Genomic DNA, 14,690 nt, shown 5'->3' with positions numbered 1-14,690 from the left:
ACCTCGGCATCGTACACCGAACATTAGTCGCGCCAATTCGAGCATCGCGGGGTCTGCCCATGCAACCGCCGTTTGACTTCGTCCACCTCGATCCTTCGCGTGATCCACCGGAGCTGTACCAGACGGCCTTCGAGCTGTTCAGTGAGCTTTGGAGAAAGTTATGCGCCTTTCGATCGAGCTGCGAACAAGACGACGTCCTCGTTAGCCTGGCCGGCCACCTGGAGCAGCAGATGGTCATCGCCGGGCTGGTCCTGGCGATCCAGGTTGACCTCTTGGCCGAGCTGTATCCCCGGAGATAGCCAATGCCGCGGTCAAGCGACACCATCAGCCAAATCACCGGAGCGCTCGCCAGAGCTCAGGCTGAACTGGAAAACCCGGAGAAATCGCTGACCGCAACCATCGCCTCTCCCTTCCCGCACGAGGAGAGCCGCACTTTCCGCTATGCCTCGCTCGCCAGCGGCCTTGACATCGTGCGCAAGTGCCTCACGAAACACGAAATCGCTACCGTGCAAGCTACGGCAATTGAGCCGGAGACCGGGCTGATCAAGCTCACCACCACCTTGTTCCACACCTCGGGCGAATGGATTTCCTCCGAATGGCCGGTGTGCCCAGTCGCCGAAATGATGGCTCCCCACCGGATGGGCGCAGCCCTGACCTATGCCCGGCGCTATGCCCTGTTCACCTTGGTCGGCATTGCCGGAGAGGACGATCTTGATGCGCCGAAGACGTTGCCGAGTCCTCGGCCCACCGAACTTCGTACTGCCACCGGGTCCAAGAGAAAACAGGACAGGAACGTTCTGCAACGTTCCCCAATCTTGAGCCAAGACCAATCCGCCCAACTGAAGGACCAGATGCTGGGCGAGATCCTTTCCCTAGCCGCCGAGAACGAACTTCTGACTTGGGCCGAAAATGGGCTTCTGCGTAAGAATGCCCTGTTGGAGGACCATGCCCGGTTGATCGAAACCGCGTACCAACAGAGGCTCGGAGAAATCATCCTTTCCGCCGGCTTGTTGGGCGGCAGCATACAAGGAGAACCTTCCGCGCCGAGTGTCGTGGAAGAGCCGGTGGCTCATCTGGCTTTCCCCAAGGAACCTGTCCGCAAGCGGAGCAAAGCACATCTCTCATTTGTACGAAGTCAGCCATGTCTAATCTGCAAACAAATGCCTTCAGACCCGCACCACCTGAAGTTCGCCCAAACAAAAGCCTTGGGGCGCAAGGTCAGCGACGAGTTTACCGTGCCACTCTGCCGTACTCACCATCAAGATTTGCATCGCCACGGTAACGAGAAGGCTTGGTGGGCGAACATGCAGATCGCGCCGATGCCTATTGCCAAAAAACTGTGGGACACTAGCCACACCGGCGGCCAAGACGGAGCTGCGGTATTGGCAAACGCCGCACACACAACGAGGTCCCCGGGACTCGCAACATGAATGCGCCGATCAATACCCTCAAGGCCTAACACTATCAACCCGCGGAGCTCGAATCACTCTCGGTTCCGCCCTTGCTCCTGCACTCGAAAGATATGAGCTGACGCGCCAAACAAAATCCGCCAACCTCGCACCAAGCACTGTGATCGACTGGCTGCTGGTGATCGATGTGGTTGAATTGTCCTGGGAGATCTAGCGCTACCGCGTATTGCGGCACAGTCGTTGGATCACTTAAAAAGCTATCGAACAGAGCCTGACATATCGATCTCGCCGAATTGCTACCCGAGATGGAGGAAGCCGCGCACTACCACATCCGACGAAACGCCCGGATCTGGCGAATAGACACCAACGGCAGCACGCGTAATCGACGTGCGCCTTGCGACTTACGGATACGACTCGAATGCAATGAACACGCAGGTCTATCCGCAGATACGTGATGTGATGTCTTCTTGGCTTTGAGGTCTTGCTAAATAGCGCTCAAAACCGCCGCATGTCTTTGCTCCGTGAGATAAACAATCGTCATCACATGAGATAACGCAAAGCGCCATCATCGTTCAGAGTGATAGATATGCGAGCTATACTAACCAAGAGCGGCATCGCTGCTGGTGCAGGGGTGTTGCCATCCTAACGCGGGACGACATTCCGTCGATATAGCGACAGGCAGAGCGAGTCGAAGCGATAAGGCAGCGAACGTTTCCCGTCGACCATCGAACGCGGTCGATCGTTGTCGACATCAATGCGCGTCATCGTCAGAAGCTTGCAACACGGCCTAGAAGAGGAAGTCTCCGTTATCAATCCCGGTTGTAACTCCCTTGAGGAAAATAGCATCCCCGCCCGGAATTCCGATGACGGATCCACCAGGAACGACGGTCACGGATAACGACGCAAAGTTCAATCCTCTTCCTGAGAGGTCGATCAGATCATGATCCGGCGAAGCATTTGTGACGTCGAAGTCATTGATCGTGTCGAGACCGTTGCCGGCGACGCGATAGTCGTAAATGTCGGCTCCTCCTGCTCCGGTGAAAGTGTCATCTGCACCGGCACCTGTGAAACGGTTGTTCCCGGAGTTACCGATACCCGTATGGGACACGTTATTAACAAACACTAGGTTCTCGACATTCTGCGGCAGAGTGTACGAAGTCAAAAAGGTCTGCACTTCATCGGTTCCTTCAGCCGCAAACTCGACGATGCTATCATTCTGCGACTGAACTGCGTAGAGGTCGTCTTCTGTCCCGCCCTGAAGGGTGTTCAAGCCGGATCCGTCAATGAGCGTGTCGTCTCCACCTAATCCGATCAGGTAGTCGTTCCCATCTCCGCAAACTATGGTGTTTGCGGATGCGTTACCGATGATCGTGTCATTTCCTGCTCCGCCATCAAGGAGGGTGAGATTCACAGTCGCGGACAGCGACGCTGCCGAAATGAAGTCGTCGCCGCCAAGACCATTTACGGTTAGTTGATCCTGCGCTTCGGACGACAACACCGATACGAAGGCGCTCGCTCCGGAGATCGTGTAATCGGCTCCGACGCCGGCAATCTGGATCGTATTGTTCGCAGAGGTGCCATTGACGATTGCGCTATCAATCTGACCATCTCCACCCACGCCTCCTATCGTCGGAGCGAGATCGATCGATATCTCCGAAACATCAGTGCCGGCCGTATTGCCGACGGTGATGGTGTCTGCGCCCCCGAGGGCGCGAACCACGATAGCCTCGACATCGTTGAGGTCCATATTGATGTTGCCTACGTTTCGGAACAGGTGGCCTCGGTCGCCGTCCGCTGAGACGTCGAAGTTCTCGCTCACATTTGCCCCATTGAAGATCAGGGCATCATAGCCGGCCTGTCCTTCAACGGTGTCGCTGCCATCACCGGGATCCCATATGAACAGATCGTTGCCTGTGCCGAGGAGGGCGACGTCATTCCCCTGGTTTCCATCGATACGGTCATTGCCTTCTCCGCCCAAGAGAAGGTCAACTCCGTTGCCGCCTCCGATCGTGTCATTGCCAGCACCGCCATCCACCGTCATCTGGATTAGCGAAGATAGATTGCCTGATGCGGAGAAAATGTCGTCTCCGCCATTCATGTTCAGGACGAGATTCTCAGTCGTACCGATGTCCAGTGTGAACGGAGCTGGGTCGATGCGATCAAAACGCACGCGGCTACCATTTGGGCTAACTGTAAAGGTCTCGCTGCCATTGCCGCCGTTCACTTCTGCGGTGTCGATTCCGCTCCCACCCTCGAAGAGGTCGCTGTCATCACCGGGATTCCACACTAGGCGATCGTTGCCATCTTCGCCAAAAACTTGATCGTCACCGTCGCCGCCGGTAAGTGTGTCATTTCCACCTCCGCCGAACAGAAAGTCGGCACCGCCCCTCCCAAAGAGTTGATCGTCACCCGCCTCGCCGAAAAGCGTGTCTGCTCCCGAGCCACCAGTAATTGCGTCGTTACCCGTACCTCCATAAATCGTAGCGCGTGGGAGGGCACCGTTTGATTCATCCAAGGTGAGAGTGTCGTTGCCCTCAAGACCAAACACCTGAATGAGCGCAGTGTTTGCGACAGTGGGTGTTCCTCCGAGAACAGGGACCGCTCCGCTGTCAATCAGGATCTCGCCAGCGACATTGCGCGAGACCGTTGTTACGTTGTCCGCAGAGTCGTCGACGACAGTGAGAACGCCGGTGATAGGATCAAAAGCGCCAGTAGCCATGACCATTCCTCCCGAAATCCTGCCGGCGGCAGCAATTCGGGAAAAATTGGAAAGTTCCAGGGGTACCCCTAAATGGCTCGTCGTCTTCTGCGGCGATTATCGATCCAGCCACCTGCCCGCGGATCGCTGACCTAATCGCGTCCGCTATCGGACATCGGACCGCAGTTCGTCCGGCAGGCCCGCGGTAAGCGCGGCGCCGACGTGCGATCGGATTTCGAGGGTGGCAGTAAGCGGGCCAGGTTATGGTCTCTGCTGAAGCTATCATCATACCCGAGCAGTTAAGGACCCCGACGTCCTTGCGTTTGAGTTTGAGGTTCTGGCGTGAACCGGATGGGACGACGCACCGTCGTGTGTATGATGCTGGTTGTGATGCTGGCCCTCATGTGAAATGCATCGGGGGAAGAGCGGGCCCGTCGGGTTCACGCTGGCGCGGCCCTGCTCATAGTGTCCGGCTCTCGACGTTCTCGGACACGTCCACATCGACGTCTGGACTGACCCAATGACCAACGTCACAGACCAGCGCGCGAAAAAAATCGGCGCAAATCGGATTGAACATCAGGACCACCCGAGATCATTGCCTGAGTAGATTTTTGTTGCCCTAGTCGACCTCGTTTGAGGATTCCAATACCGCTTCCGAGTGGCCGTTAGCTCCTCACCTTGAGGGATGCCGCCACCTACAGGAAGTGCCGACGGCAAGGCCGCCAGGGAGGCGCTAGTCCTCGTTGCAGAGAACGGTGGCGACCACGTTGGCCCAGATCGCGCCATGCGGGCGTCGAACAGGACTAGGTCTTTCAACGCCGATTCATAGAGAACTTTAGGGCTAGCCTTCCGCGAACCGGCTCTTTGCCACCATGTTACCTCAAGAGGAGGAAACTAAGCCCTCTTTCCCGACAGAATTTAGCTTGGGTTCCATTCGAAGGTTTTCTGGTAATTTCGAGTGCGCGTTTAGTGTAGTAGGAAAAAGTATCATGCCGTCTGGTATCGCCTTTGTCGCTGTGACGTGCGTCGTTCTGTACTTCGCAATCAGGTTGACGTTGCGACGCTACTTTCCGCCGGACACCTGACCAGCGTCATTACTCTACGTCCCGGATGCACCCACTTGCTGCGCGCGCGCCCGAGCTTGATCTTGCGCGCTGAAGGTTCGTGCGTCCGAGTATCAGAATGATAAGGTCGGCTGAGTGAGATGGCCTAATCGGTTGTCCCCGGCACGACGGCTCGGTATGAACGACCATTGGTCGCCGGATCACTGTTGTCGCTCGAGGAAAACACAAAGCCCTGACCGCGCCAGTGTGAGAAACGGCCCATGCCCAGCCTGGCAATATCTGCGTGCGAGCTGTGCGGTGGGCCTAGCGGTTTGTCGTCTTCATAGATCAACACGCGAGAGCGCTCGTTATCGTCCTCGGAATCCGCTTCGCCTAATCGCGCGCCTCTGGGAACCCAACTATGTGCAACCACGGCATAGTGCGAATCTCCCAATCGCTCGAAGCCACGAAGGACAGCAAACTCTTTTCCTGAAAGAGGGTAGGAATACTTGAAGTAAGAGGCGAGCGCGAAATAGCCGATAATGCCGGCCACTGCCCATTTCAATTTACCACTGACTTGCATGTGGGGTGGGTCCATCGGTGACGTTATGCAACTATCACGAGTGGAGCGGTTTTTGTCTGCCACTTAACCGACATTGAGGCAGATTATAGTTTCCTCTAATGAGGGGACACGCTCCGCGCACCAGAATCACGAGATTGCCAAAGCAGAGCTCAAGCAACCCTCCCTGAGGACGCAAAGGAGGCCGTCGGGCACGATATCCGAGCGAAGCGCTCGAAGTCTTGCGCGATCAGTTTTGGATCCGATTGAGATGGAAACGGCTTATGCACCGGTCCAGTGAGCGCATTGGCGCGATCGTGGCGGCGCTTGCTAAAGCGCAGGCCGAACCGACCAACCCGGAAACCTTGGTGGCGGCGATCCGCTCCCCCTTGCCGCGCAAGGAGCATCGCACCTTTCGCTACGCCTCTCAGGCGAGCGGTCTAGACATTGTTCGAAAGGCCTTAAGCCAGCAGGAGATTGCAACCATACAAACTACTCGGACTGAACCAAGTGCGACGCAGATTCATTGATCACGTTGCTCGCCCATTCATCCGGCGAGTGGCTTTCCGCAGATTGGCCAGTCTGTTCTAGCAGAGAGACCGAGACACTCCGCCGGATGGGAACGACCCTGACATACGCCCGGCGTACGTACTATTTGCACTGGAGATTATCGCTGGAGATAACGACCTAGATGCACCCGACACCTTGCCGGATCTTGCTGCTTTCAATATCTTCCACGGGTATAAGCTAGCCTTTGCTGGGAGTTCCCTTGCTAACCGTTAGTTGGCCAGATCTGATTCGGGCGGCTATATTGGCCGCCCTACGCTTGTCGTTCAGTTCTTAAATTGCGGATTTCATGCAACAGCAAGTTTGGCCAGAACCTGTCACCGGGCTTATGATCTCGCGACTTGGGCCTGCTGAGGGGCCGACCGGATCGCAAAAGAGCGCCGTGGCATCATTCTGCCAGGATGGCCTCAACATGGAAAAACCCAGAGTGCTCGTGACCGGCGCCGACGGGTTCGTCGGACGCCATCTCGTTCGCTACCTCGCCATGCGGGGGTACAAGGTGATCGCGGCATCAAGAGCGGCATTTACTTTTGATAATCCGAACATCGCCGCCGTCTCTCTTCCGGACATATCGATGCTATTCGACTGGCAGCCCCTCCTGTCGCAATGCGACACGGTGGTACATCTCGCCGGAATAGCGCACAAACATGCCGATGACAGTCTTTACGATCGAGTTAATCATCGTGCGACGTCGGCGCTTGCGCGGGCGATATCCCGCGGCGGTACAAAGCATCTAGTTTTCGTTTCTTCGATCGCCGCTCAGTCCGGGTCTTATGCAGATCATGAGCTGACCGAGGATGATTTTCCAACGCCTTATAATGCGTATGGACGATCCAAGTTCGCCGCTGAACAGGCCATCCGCGCGACGGGCATTTCATTCACGATCTTGCGGCCCGTCGTGATTTATGGTGACGGCGAGAAAGGAAACTTCGCGGCCGTTCACCGGCTTTCGCGTCTCCCCATCCCGCTGCCGTTCGGATCGCTGACCGCGCAGAGATCCGTCCTGTCGATTCAAAACTTCAACTTGGCGGTCGAGATGGCGCTCAACAGCCCCCGCGCGAAGCGAGAAACTTTTATCGTATCGGATCCCAAACCGGTAACGGTCGCAGATCTCATCGCTCGTCACCGCGTCGGCATGGGCAGATCACCTTGGTTGATTCCTGCGCCCGAAAGATGGATTAGAGCAGCGCTTAACGCCACAGGCCAGACAGCAGTTTGGGAACGGATCGGGCGGCCCCTGGTGGCTCCTCCAACCAAACTGCTCGCGATCGGTTGGGAGCCATCCTGAGGGAATTGCGCTCGTGGCAGCAACAAGGTTCTTCACAGCTGCGACGCAGCAAAGCTCCTGTACCATTCAAAGCCAGAATTGGAAAATCTAGTTAGCTCTGGCCGGATGGCATTCCGTGGCCTCAAGGTAGCGAAATGAAGAGACCAGCAGTTTTCTTCGATCGGGATGGAGTACTGAACGAGGATAGCGGTTATGTGTTCGACATCAGCAAGCTGAGGTGGATTGATGGCGCACGCGAAGCAATAAAAGCAGCCAATGATGCTGGTTACTTTGTATTCGTCGTTACCAATCAATCGGGCGTGGCCAGAGGCTTCTATGAGGAAACTCACGTTGAAGCATTACACAAGGTGATGATGAACGATTTGGCCAGAATCGGAGCATATATTGATGCGTTCGAGTACTGTCCTTATCATCCCGAGGCCGTGATAGAGCGGTATCGTCGAGTAAGCCATCGACGCAAGCCTGCTCCAGGCATGATCAACGATCTGTTAAAGCGCTTTCCGGTGGACGTCAGTCGCAGCATTCTCATAGGCGACAAGTTCACTGATCTGGAAGCAGCACGGGCGGCTGGAATAAAAGGATATCTGTTTGCGGGCCAGAACCTCGAGCATTTCTTGAGATCGATCCTGGAATGAGGACTTAGTATACTTCGTCCGCATCGATCCTGAGTGCTAGATCGAATGGGTGCGGCCGCTAACAGTAATCAAGGTATCTAGCGGTTAGAGATGAGCGATAAAGCATCGACCACGCAGTGGGATTGTCAGTGACAGCATCAACATTACCTGGCATGGAGCTAATGTTTTTCAGATTGAGAGGGTCTGACCATCCAATAAGCTCTACCATTCGTCGCTGGATCAGTATTGTCGCTTGAAGACCAATATACCGTCGTGCCATTCTTCCTCCAATGAGAAAAACGGCCGCGGCCTAACTTGGCGATGTCCGAATGATCGCTGTGTGCCGGTCCTAGACGTGTGTCATTCTCGTAAAGTTCAATGGTGGAGCGGCCGTGGTTATCTTCGGAGTCGGCCAAATCGTCGAACAACTTATATCTCTCCTTCGCTACTGCGAATTTCGAGCCTTCGAGTTGCGCAAATGGTGGCATGAGCCGGATCTTCGCACCCGGAACGTCAGGGCCAAAAGCGAGGTTTGGATCTGGCGCGTAGGTAACCTGCAGCCAATGTGCTGCAACAAAATAGGTGCAAACTGCAGCGATAGCGCAGGACAGCTTGATGAGCTTATTTGAGACGATCACGGGGACAATGGCCACAAATGTGATTTATAGCAGCCGGTTCGTGTTGGCAAAGCCGTCCTTCAGAAAGCGAATAGAGTGAGTCCATGAGATACACAACCGGACGCCTCCGCACCAGACACATCGCGCAGCTGCGGAACCCTTCTACTCTAACTGTTTGTTTTTCGCACGTCGACCGTCGATGCGCTCGGCTCGGGACGCAGATTGAACCATCTTAGCGCTGAGATGCAGATGACGGAGCCGACGGCCGAACGAACAGAGGCCTTCGCTTGCATTTGCCAACTTTTTTAGGTTAAGGAGGGCCGGGCCGGCTTGGATAAACTCGTGAACGGCAACCGAATCAGCACGGGAAGCGCCGGCGAGCTTTAGATTGTGGCCTACTCGCCAATGATTCGCGTCACGCGTCTCGTACGGGATCTTCCAGAACTTTGTATAGGTTGGAGCTATGACACGGAAATCGCCTGTTGCGCTGATTACCGGCGTCACCGGCCAGGACGGCGCCTATCTCGCCGAATATCTGCTTGGCCTCGGCTATGAGGTCCACGGCGTCAAGCGGCGGTCGTCCTCGTTCAACACCGCGCGCATCGATCACCTCTACCAGGATCCGCATTCGTGCAGCGTGCCGTTCCTGCTGCATTACGGCGACATGACCGACTCGACCAACCTGATCCGGCTGATGCAGCAGATTAGGCCGACCGAGATCTATAACCTCGCTGCCCAGAGCCATGTCGGCGTCAGCTTTGAAAGCCCGGAATACACCGCCAACGCCGACGCCATCGGCGTGCTGCGGCTCTTGGAAGCGATCCGCATTCTCGGCATGGAGAAGGAGACGCGGTTCTATCAGGCCTCGACCTCAGAGCTCTACGGCCTGGTCCAGGAAGTGCCGCAGAAGGAGACCACGCCGTTCTACCCGCGCTCGCCCTACGGCGTCGCCAAGCTGTACGGCTACTGGATCACGGTCAACTACCGCGAGGCCTACGGCATGTTTGCCTCGAACGGCATCCTGTTCAACCATGAGAGCCCGATCCGCGGCGAGACCTTCGTGACCCGCAAGATCACCCGCAGCGTCGCCCGCATCGAGGTCGGCCTCGAAGACACGCTCTATCTCGGCAATCTCGACGCCAAGCGCGACTGGGGCCATGCCCGGGATTATATCGAGGGCATGCACAAAATCCTGCAGGCGGACGTGGCAGACGATTTCGTGCTGGCGACCGGCGAGACCCGTTCGGTGCGCGAGTTCGTCGAGGTGGCGTTTGCCGAAGTTGGCCGCCGCATCGAATGGCGTGGCCAGGGCGTCGACGAGACCGGCGTCGACAAAAAGTCCGGCAAGACCATCCTGCGCATCGACCCCGTCTACTTCCGCCCCACCGAAGTCGATCTTCTGGTCGGCGACGCCAGCAAGGCCCGGGACAAGCTCGGCTGGAAGCCCAGGACGTCGTTTGCCCAACTGGTCAAGGAAATGGTCGCGAGCGATCTCGCAGAAGCGCGGCGGGAGGTCGCCAATGGCAAGCCTGCCGTTTGAACTGAGGGGCAAGACGGCCTACGTCGCCGGCCATCGCGGCATGGTCGGTTCGGCGCTGGTGCGCCGGCTGGCACAGGAACAGGTCGAACTCTTAACCGCGACCCGCAATGAGGTCGATCTGCGCGATCAGGCCGCGGTCAATGCGTGGTTCGCCGCCAAACGTCCACAGGTGGTGTTTCTGGCGGCGGCCAAGGTCGGCGGCATCGTCGCCAACAACACGCTGCGCGCCGAATTCCTCTACGACAATCTGGCGATCGCCTCGAACGTGATCCATGCGGCGCACGTCCATGGCGCCGAGAAGCTGATGTTCCTCGGCTCGTCCTGCATCTACCCCAAACTTGCGCCGCAGCCGCTGCGCGAGGACTGCATGCTGACGGGGCCGCTGGAGCCGACCAACGAGCCCTACGCGATTGCCAAGATCGCCGGCATCAAGATGGTGGAGGCCTATCGCAGCCAGTACGGCGCCGACTTCATCAACGTGATGCCGACCAACCTCTATGGCAGCGGCGACAATTATCATCCTGAATACAGCCATGTCGTCGCCGCGCTGATCCGCCGCTTCCACGAAGCCAAGGTTTCCGGCGCCAGGGAAGTCGTGGTCTGGGGCACCGGGACGCCACGGCGCGAATTCCTCTATGTCGACGATCTCGCCGACGCCTGCATCCATCTGATGAAGACCTATTCGGACAACGAACTGGTCAATATCGGCACCGGCGAAGACATCACCATCGCCGAATTCGCCCGCGTGGTCGGGACGACGGTCGGCTATACTGGCGAGATTAGCTTCGACACCTCACGGCCCGACGGCACGCCGCGCAAGCTGCTCGACGTCAGCCGGCTGGCCAAGCTTGGCTGGCGCGCCAGCACCTCGCTCGAGGAGGGCATCAAGCTCGCCTACCAAGCATACCGAACGGAACAGGCGACAGATCGACGATCAGAGCCTGATATTTAAGACAGCCTTCACACATGCACAACTCTGCACGGCTGATCCTCGCTACTCAGTTCTATCCTCCGGATACGAGCACGACGGCGGTGTATCTGGGCAAGATCGCCGAAACACTCGCGGCAGATAACCAGGTTGTCGTTATTTCCGCGACGCCCAACCCGAATTCGCTTAGCGCCGATCCGCTCAACAATCCGGCCGTTATCGAAATCAAAAACTGGAGCCCGCGCAAATCCGCGCTCGCGCAACGCGCAGCGGCGGTTTGCCTGCTGGCCGCACGGATGTTCTTCTCGGTCTTGAGGCGAGCAACATCCAGCGACGTCGTCTTCTGCGTAACGTCTCCTTTCACGTTGCCTTACACCGTGCTTCTGGCGGCGAAACTGCGCGGCGCGGCGAAGCTGCTCCTCATCTATGATCTCTATCCTGAAGCGCTCGAAGCGGCCGGTCTGATCCAATCCAAGTCCTTTGCGGCCCGGCTCATCCGCTTCGCCAACACGCTCCTGTTTCGAAGCCTGGATGCTATCGTCGTCATCGGGCGGGATGTGCCGCCCCTGATCCTGAAGTATCCGGGCGTCAGACCAGACAAGCTTCACATCATCCCCAATTGGCCTCTTATCCCCATCGGATACCGGGAGATCGACCCATCCAGCCGTTTCCGCGCTCCGGGGGCCTCCAAATTCATCGTCGGCCTATCAGGCAACCTCGGCTTCACGCACTCTCCTGCAACGGTGTTTGAGGCAGCAAGACTTCTGCAGTCAGACAGCGACATTCACTTCATCTTGTCCGGATGGGGCGTTGGCTGGAAGGAATTGAATGACCTGTACGCCCAGGAAAGCCTCGCCAACGTCACGATCCTGAGCCCGGTCCCCGAAGATGAGCTTATCGCATTCCTGTCGGCGGCGGATCTTTGGGTGATACCCTATCGCCGAAGTATCGCCGGCGTATCGATTCCGAGCCGCCTCTACAATCTCCTGGCCGTCGGCCGGCCGGTTGTTATCGCGTCAGAAGCAAATTCTGAAGGAGCTCTGGCGCTCGGTGAAGAGGCCATCGGATGGGTGGTGGCGCCCGAGGACCCGGTCGAGCTCGCCCGCGCTATCCGGGAAGCTGCACGAGATCGTCAGGCGACGACCGAAAAAGGAATGCGAGCGGCCAGCGTTGCCTACAAATACCGTGAAGAAGCCGCGCTTGGCCTTTATCGCCGCGTCGTCAACGACGTCACGCAGGCAAGGATGGACCGCAGAAGCGGTCAAACAACGTGAAGGCGCCTGGTCCGCAGAACTCTCCGCGGGTGCGCGTCACGCGCTGCTCGTCAAGAGAGACGGTGCCGTGGCGAGCCCCCTTATGCAATTCGGTGGCCGGGGACGGCACCTTGCCTGACTGGGGGGCTTAGGGTATCCACCGCCTGCTTCCCTGCAGGAGAAATATGCGATGTCGAGCACTGGCCAAACGCTTTACCGGCGCGCGCGCAAGGTCATGCCTGGCGGAACGCAATTGCTCTCCAAACGGCCCGAAATGTTCCTGCCCGAGCAGTGGCCGACCTATTTCAAGTCGGCCAAGGGCGCTGAAGTCGTCGACCTCGACGGCAGGACCTATCTAGACATGAGCTATTGCGGCATCGGCGCCACCATCCTCGGCTTTGCCGATCCCGACGTCGATGCCGCGGTGAAGACCGCTATCGATATGGGCTCGATGTCGACGCTGAATTGCGCCGAGGATATAGAGCTCGCGGAACTCCTGATCGAGCTGCATCCCTGGGCGGACATGGTTCGCTTCGGCCGCGCCGGCGGCGAAGCGATGGCAATCGCAATCCGCATCGCGCGCGCGGCCACCGGCCGCGACATGGTGGCATTCTGCGGCTATCACGGCTGGCACGACTGGTATCTCAGTGCCAATCTCGGCGAGACCACTGCACTCGATGGCCACCTGCTGCCGGGCCTCGATACCAAAGGGGTGCCGCGCGGTCTTGCCGGGTTGATGCATCCGTTCCACTTCAACAAGCTCGACGAGATCGAGGCGATCGTTGCCGCGAACGGCGAGCGGCTCGCCGCGATCGTGATGGAGCCGGTCCGCTCAAGCGAGCCTGAACCCGCCTTCATCAAGGGTATCCGCGCACTCGCCGACCGCTGCGGGGCCGTGCTGATCTTCGACGAGGTGACATCGGGCCTTCGCATCAATTCCGGCGGCGCACATCTCGCCTATGGCGTCGATCCTGATATTGCGGTATTCGCAAAGGCCATTGCCAACGGATTTCCGATGGCAGCGATCGTTGGCCGCGCGTCGGCGATGGATGCGGCGCAGGAGACCTTTGTCAGCTCGACTGCGTGGACCGAGCGCGTCGGCCCTGTTGCAGCACTTGCAACCTTGCGCAAGCATCGCGAGCAGAATGTCGCCAAGCATCTGATGCGCATCGGCTCTCGCATCCAGGAGGGCTGGACCCACGCCGCGCAGGCAACCGACCTGCCGGTGCACATCTCCGGCATCTCGCCGCTCGGACATTTCGCCTTCGATCTGCCTGACGCGCAGGAGGTGCGTACACTGTTCACGCAGATGATGCTCGACCGCGGCATCCTTGCCACTGGATCGTTCTATGCGATGTGGGCGCATACCGACGCCCATGTCGACCGCTATCTTGAGACCGTGAACGAGGTGTTCCGCGAGCTGCGCACCGCAGTGGACCAGAAGGCCGTCAAACAATTGCTGCGCGGCCCGGTCGCTCATTCCGGGTTCAAGCGGCTGACCTGATCAGGCGTCCACACCGAAAATATCGCGCCTCACGTTGCGCGACGTCGGCGAGCGAGCGGCCTTCGGATAGATGCCATGCAGCACGCTGTCGGCGGCCAGCGCGCCGCCGTCGATGATGATTGCGCCCGTCGACACGAAGGTGTTGTCGCCGACGGCGGTCTTCCCGATCACGCGGCTGCCGCCATACATCACGATGCCGCGGCCGAACGACGGATAGTCGTTCTCGAGGTTCGCGCCGACCGTGCAGTTGTGGTAGCAGATGAAATAATCGGAATAGCTGGCACGGCCGAGCACAGTGCCGACCGGATGCTGGACCGCGAATATGTCGGGTAACTCGACCTCGTAGAATGCGTCGAGCGCGTGCAAGGCTTTGTTGAGCGCGTAGGCCTTGTCGGCAACAGGATGGCCCGGTCGCTCGCGGAACACGGTATTTGCCAGGTAGTAGAGGAAGATCGCGTACTGGTCGGAGTGCCAATGTGAGAATCGCGCCTCGCCATTGACAAAAAAGCCCTTGAGCCTCATGCGCGAGAAGCAGTGCTCGATCCGTCCGAGCGCAAGGTCCACGAATTTCGGCAGGTCGCCAAGATCGGCACCATCTGGAAACAGATTCTCGAACTGCTTTCGCACATAGACGGCGAGGTCATTACGCTGAAGCGAGAGCTGCACGGTG

At 58.1% G+C, this 14,690-nt stretch carries 13 protein-coding genes and 1 pseudogene; 10 read left to right on the top strand and 4 right to left on the bottom strand.

The genetic code is table 11. The features are described 5' to 3' along the window. Positions 1–59: 59 nt before the first annotated feature. Entirely contained in the window at positions 60–299 is a 240-nt protein-coding gene (locus tag AC0QUY_RS28840; RefSeq protein WP_475389635.1) for a hypothetical protein, read from the top strand. A 3-nt stretch (positions 300–302) separates the two neighbouring features. Further along, a complete protein-coding gene (locus tag AC0QUY_RS28835) occupies positions 303–1,430 on the top strand; it encodes an ERF family protein (RefSeq protein WP_475389633.1) in 1,128 nt (375 codons plus the stop codon). A 766-nt stretch (positions 1,431–2,196) separates the two neighbouring features. Here the strand turns inward: AC0QUY_RS28835 and AC0QUY_RS28830 are convergent. Together AC0QUY_RS28830 and AC0QUY_RS28825 are read right to left on the bottom strand one after the other, a co-directional pair. Continuing rightward, positions 2,197–4,128, bottom strand: a complete 1,932-nt coding sequence (locus AC0QUY_RS28830) for a calcium-binding protein (protein WP_475389631.1) — start codon at positions 4,126–4,128, stop codon at positions 2,197–2,199. Positions 4,129–5,316: 1,188 nt separating this feature from the next. Continuing rightward, the gene (locus AC0QUY_RS28825) at positions 5,317–5,733 is read right to left on the bottom strand and encodes a hypothetical protein (protein ID WP_475389630.1); all 417 of its coding nucleotides are present in this window, start codon (positions 5,731–5,733) and stop codon (positions 5,317–5,319) included. Between the two features lie 106 nt (positions 5,734–5,839). On the opposite strand from AC0QUY_RS28825, the pseudogene AC0QUY_RS28820 reads away from it, so the two are divergent. From AC0QUY_RS28820 to AC0QUY_RS28805, 4 genes and pseudogenes are all read left to right on the top strand, one after another. Further along, a pseudogene (locus AC0QUY_RS28820) lies at positions 5,840–6,010 on the top strand (YqaJ viral recombinase family protein); the annotation flags it as partial. Then, entirely contained in the window at positions 5,994–6,239 is a 246-nt protein-coding gene (locus AC0QUY_RS28815; protein ID WP_475389628.1) for a hypothetical protein, read from the top strand. The pseudogene AC0QUY_RS28820 and the gene AC0QUY_RS28815, both read left to right, overlap by 17 nt. A 449-nt stretch (positions 6,240–6,688) precedes the next feature. Further along, positions 6,689–7,564, top strand: coding sequence for an NAD-dependent epimerase/dehydratase family protein (locus AC0QUY_RS28810; protein ID WP_475389627.1), 876 nt, complete (start codon positions 6,689–6,691; stop codon positions 7,562–7,564). 134 nt (positions 7,565–7,698) lie between these two features. Then, the gene (locus AC0QUY_RS28805; RefSeq protein WP_475389626.1) at positions 7,699–8,199 is read left to right on the top strand and encodes a D-glycero-alpha-D-manno-heptose-1,7-bisphosphate 7-phosphatase; all 501 of its coding nucleotides are present in this window, start codon (positions 7,699–7,701) and stop codon (positions 8,197–8,199) included. Between the two features lie 158 nt (positions 8,200–8,357). Here AC0QUY_RS28805 and AC0QUY_RS28800 read toward each other — a convergent pair whose 3' ends face one another. After that, entirely contained in the window at positions 8,358–8,831 is a 474-nt protein-coding gene (locus tag AC0QUY_RS28800; protein WP_475389625.1) for a hypothetical protein, read from the bottom strand. 427 nt (positions 8,832–9,258) lie between these two features. On the opposite strand from AC0QUY_RS28800, the gene gmd reads away from it, so the two are divergent. The 4 genes from gmd (at position 9,259) to AC0QUY_RS28780 (ending at position 14,020) form a co-directional block, all read left to right on the top strand. Further along, positions 9,259–10,335, top strand: coding sequence for a GDP-mannose 4,6-dehydratase (gene gmd / locus AC0QUY_RS28795; RefSeq protein ID WP_475389623.1), 1,077 nt, complete (start codon positions 9,259–9,261; stop codon positions 10,333–10,335). Further along, the gene (fcl, locus tag AC0QUY_RS28790; protein ID WP_475389621.1) at positions 10,316–11,287 is read left to right on the top strand and encodes a GDP-L-fucose synthase; all 972 of its coding nucleotides are present in this window, start codon (positions 10,316–10,318) and stop codon (positions 11,285–11,287) included. The genes gmd and fcl overlap by 20 nt, the downstream gene beginning before the upstream one ends. Positions 11,288–11,301: 14 nt before the next feature. After that, a complete protein-coding gene (locus AC0QUY_RS28785; protein WP_475389620.1) occupies positions 11,302–12,537 on the top strand; it encodes a glycosyltransferase family 4 protein in 1,236 nt (411 codons plus the stop codon). 169 nt (positions 12,538–12,706) lie between these two features. Beyond that, positions 12,707–14,020: an aminotransferase class III-fold pyridoxal phosphate-dependent enzyme gene (locus AC0QUY_RS28780; RefSeq protein WP_475389619.1), complete on the top strand. Its 1,314-nt coding sequence runs from the start codon at positions 12,707–12,709 to the stop codon at positions 14,018–14,020. Here AC0QUY_RS28780 and AC0QUY_RS28775 read toward each other — a convergent pair whose 3' ends face one another. Further along, complete coding sequence (locus AC0QUY_RS28775; protein WP_475389617.1) at positions 14,021–14,686, bottom strand: LbetaH domain-containing protein; 666 nt, start codon at positions 14,684–14,686, stop codon at positions 14,021–14,023. Between the last annotated feature and the right edge of the window lie 4 nt (positions 14,687–14,690).

The sequence above is a fragment of the Bradyrhizobium sp. WYCCWR15520 genome (assembly GCF_056174665.1).
This window is presented reverse-complemented; position numbering and strand designations above follow the sequence as displayed.

What these genes read in the sequence shown, in the direction of transcription:
- AC0QUY_RS28815 (WP_475389628.1), top strand. Translation starts at nt 5,994, where the DNA reads ATGCACCGGTCCAGTGAGCGCATTGGCGCGATCGTGGCGGCGCTTGCT.
- AC0QUY_RS28830 (WP_475389631.1), bottom strand. Translation starts at nt 4,128, where the DNA reads ATGGCTACTGGCGCTTTTGATCCTATCACCGGCGTTCTCACTGTCGTC.
- AC0QUY_RS28835 (WP_475389633.1), top strand. Translation starts at nt 303, where the DNA reads ATGCCGCGGTCAAGCGACACCATCAGCCAAATCACCGGAGCGCTCGCC.
- AC0QUY_RS28780 (WP_475389619.1), top strand. Translation starts at nt 12,707, where the DNA reads ATGTCGAGCACTGGCCAAACGCTTTACCGGCGCGCGCGCAAGGTCATG.
- gmd (WP_475389623.1), top strand. Translation starts at nt 9,259, where the DNA reads ATGACACGGAAATCGCCTGTTGCGCTGATTACCGGCGTCACCGGCCAG.
- AC0QUY_RS28825 (WP_475389630.1), bottom strand. Translation starts at nt 5,733, where the DNA reads ATGCAAGTCAGTGGTAAATTGAAATGGGCAGTGGCCGGCATTATCGGC.
- AC0QUY_RS28840 (WP_475389635.1), top strand. Translation starts at nt 60, where the DNA reads ATGCAACCGCCGTTTGACTTCGTCCACCTCGATCCTTCGCGTGATCCA.
- AC0QUY_RS28785 (WP_475389620.1), top strand. Translation starts at nt 11,302, where the DNA reads ATGCACAACTCTGCACGGCTGATCCTCGCTACTCAGTTCTATCCTCCG.
- AC0QUY_RS28810 (WP_475389627.1), top strand. Translation starts at nt 6,689, where the DNA reads ATGGAAAAACCCAGAGTGCTCGTGACCGGCGCCGACGGGTTCGTCGGA.
- fcl (WP_475389621.1), top strand. Translation starts at nt 10,316, where the DNA reads ATGGCAAGCCTGCCGTTTGAACTGAGGGGCAAGACGGCCTACGTCGCC.
- AC0QUY_RS28805 (WP_475389626.1), top strand. Translation starts at nt 7,699, where the DNA reads ATGAAGAGACCAGCAGTTTTCTTCGATCGGGATGGAGTACTGAACGAG.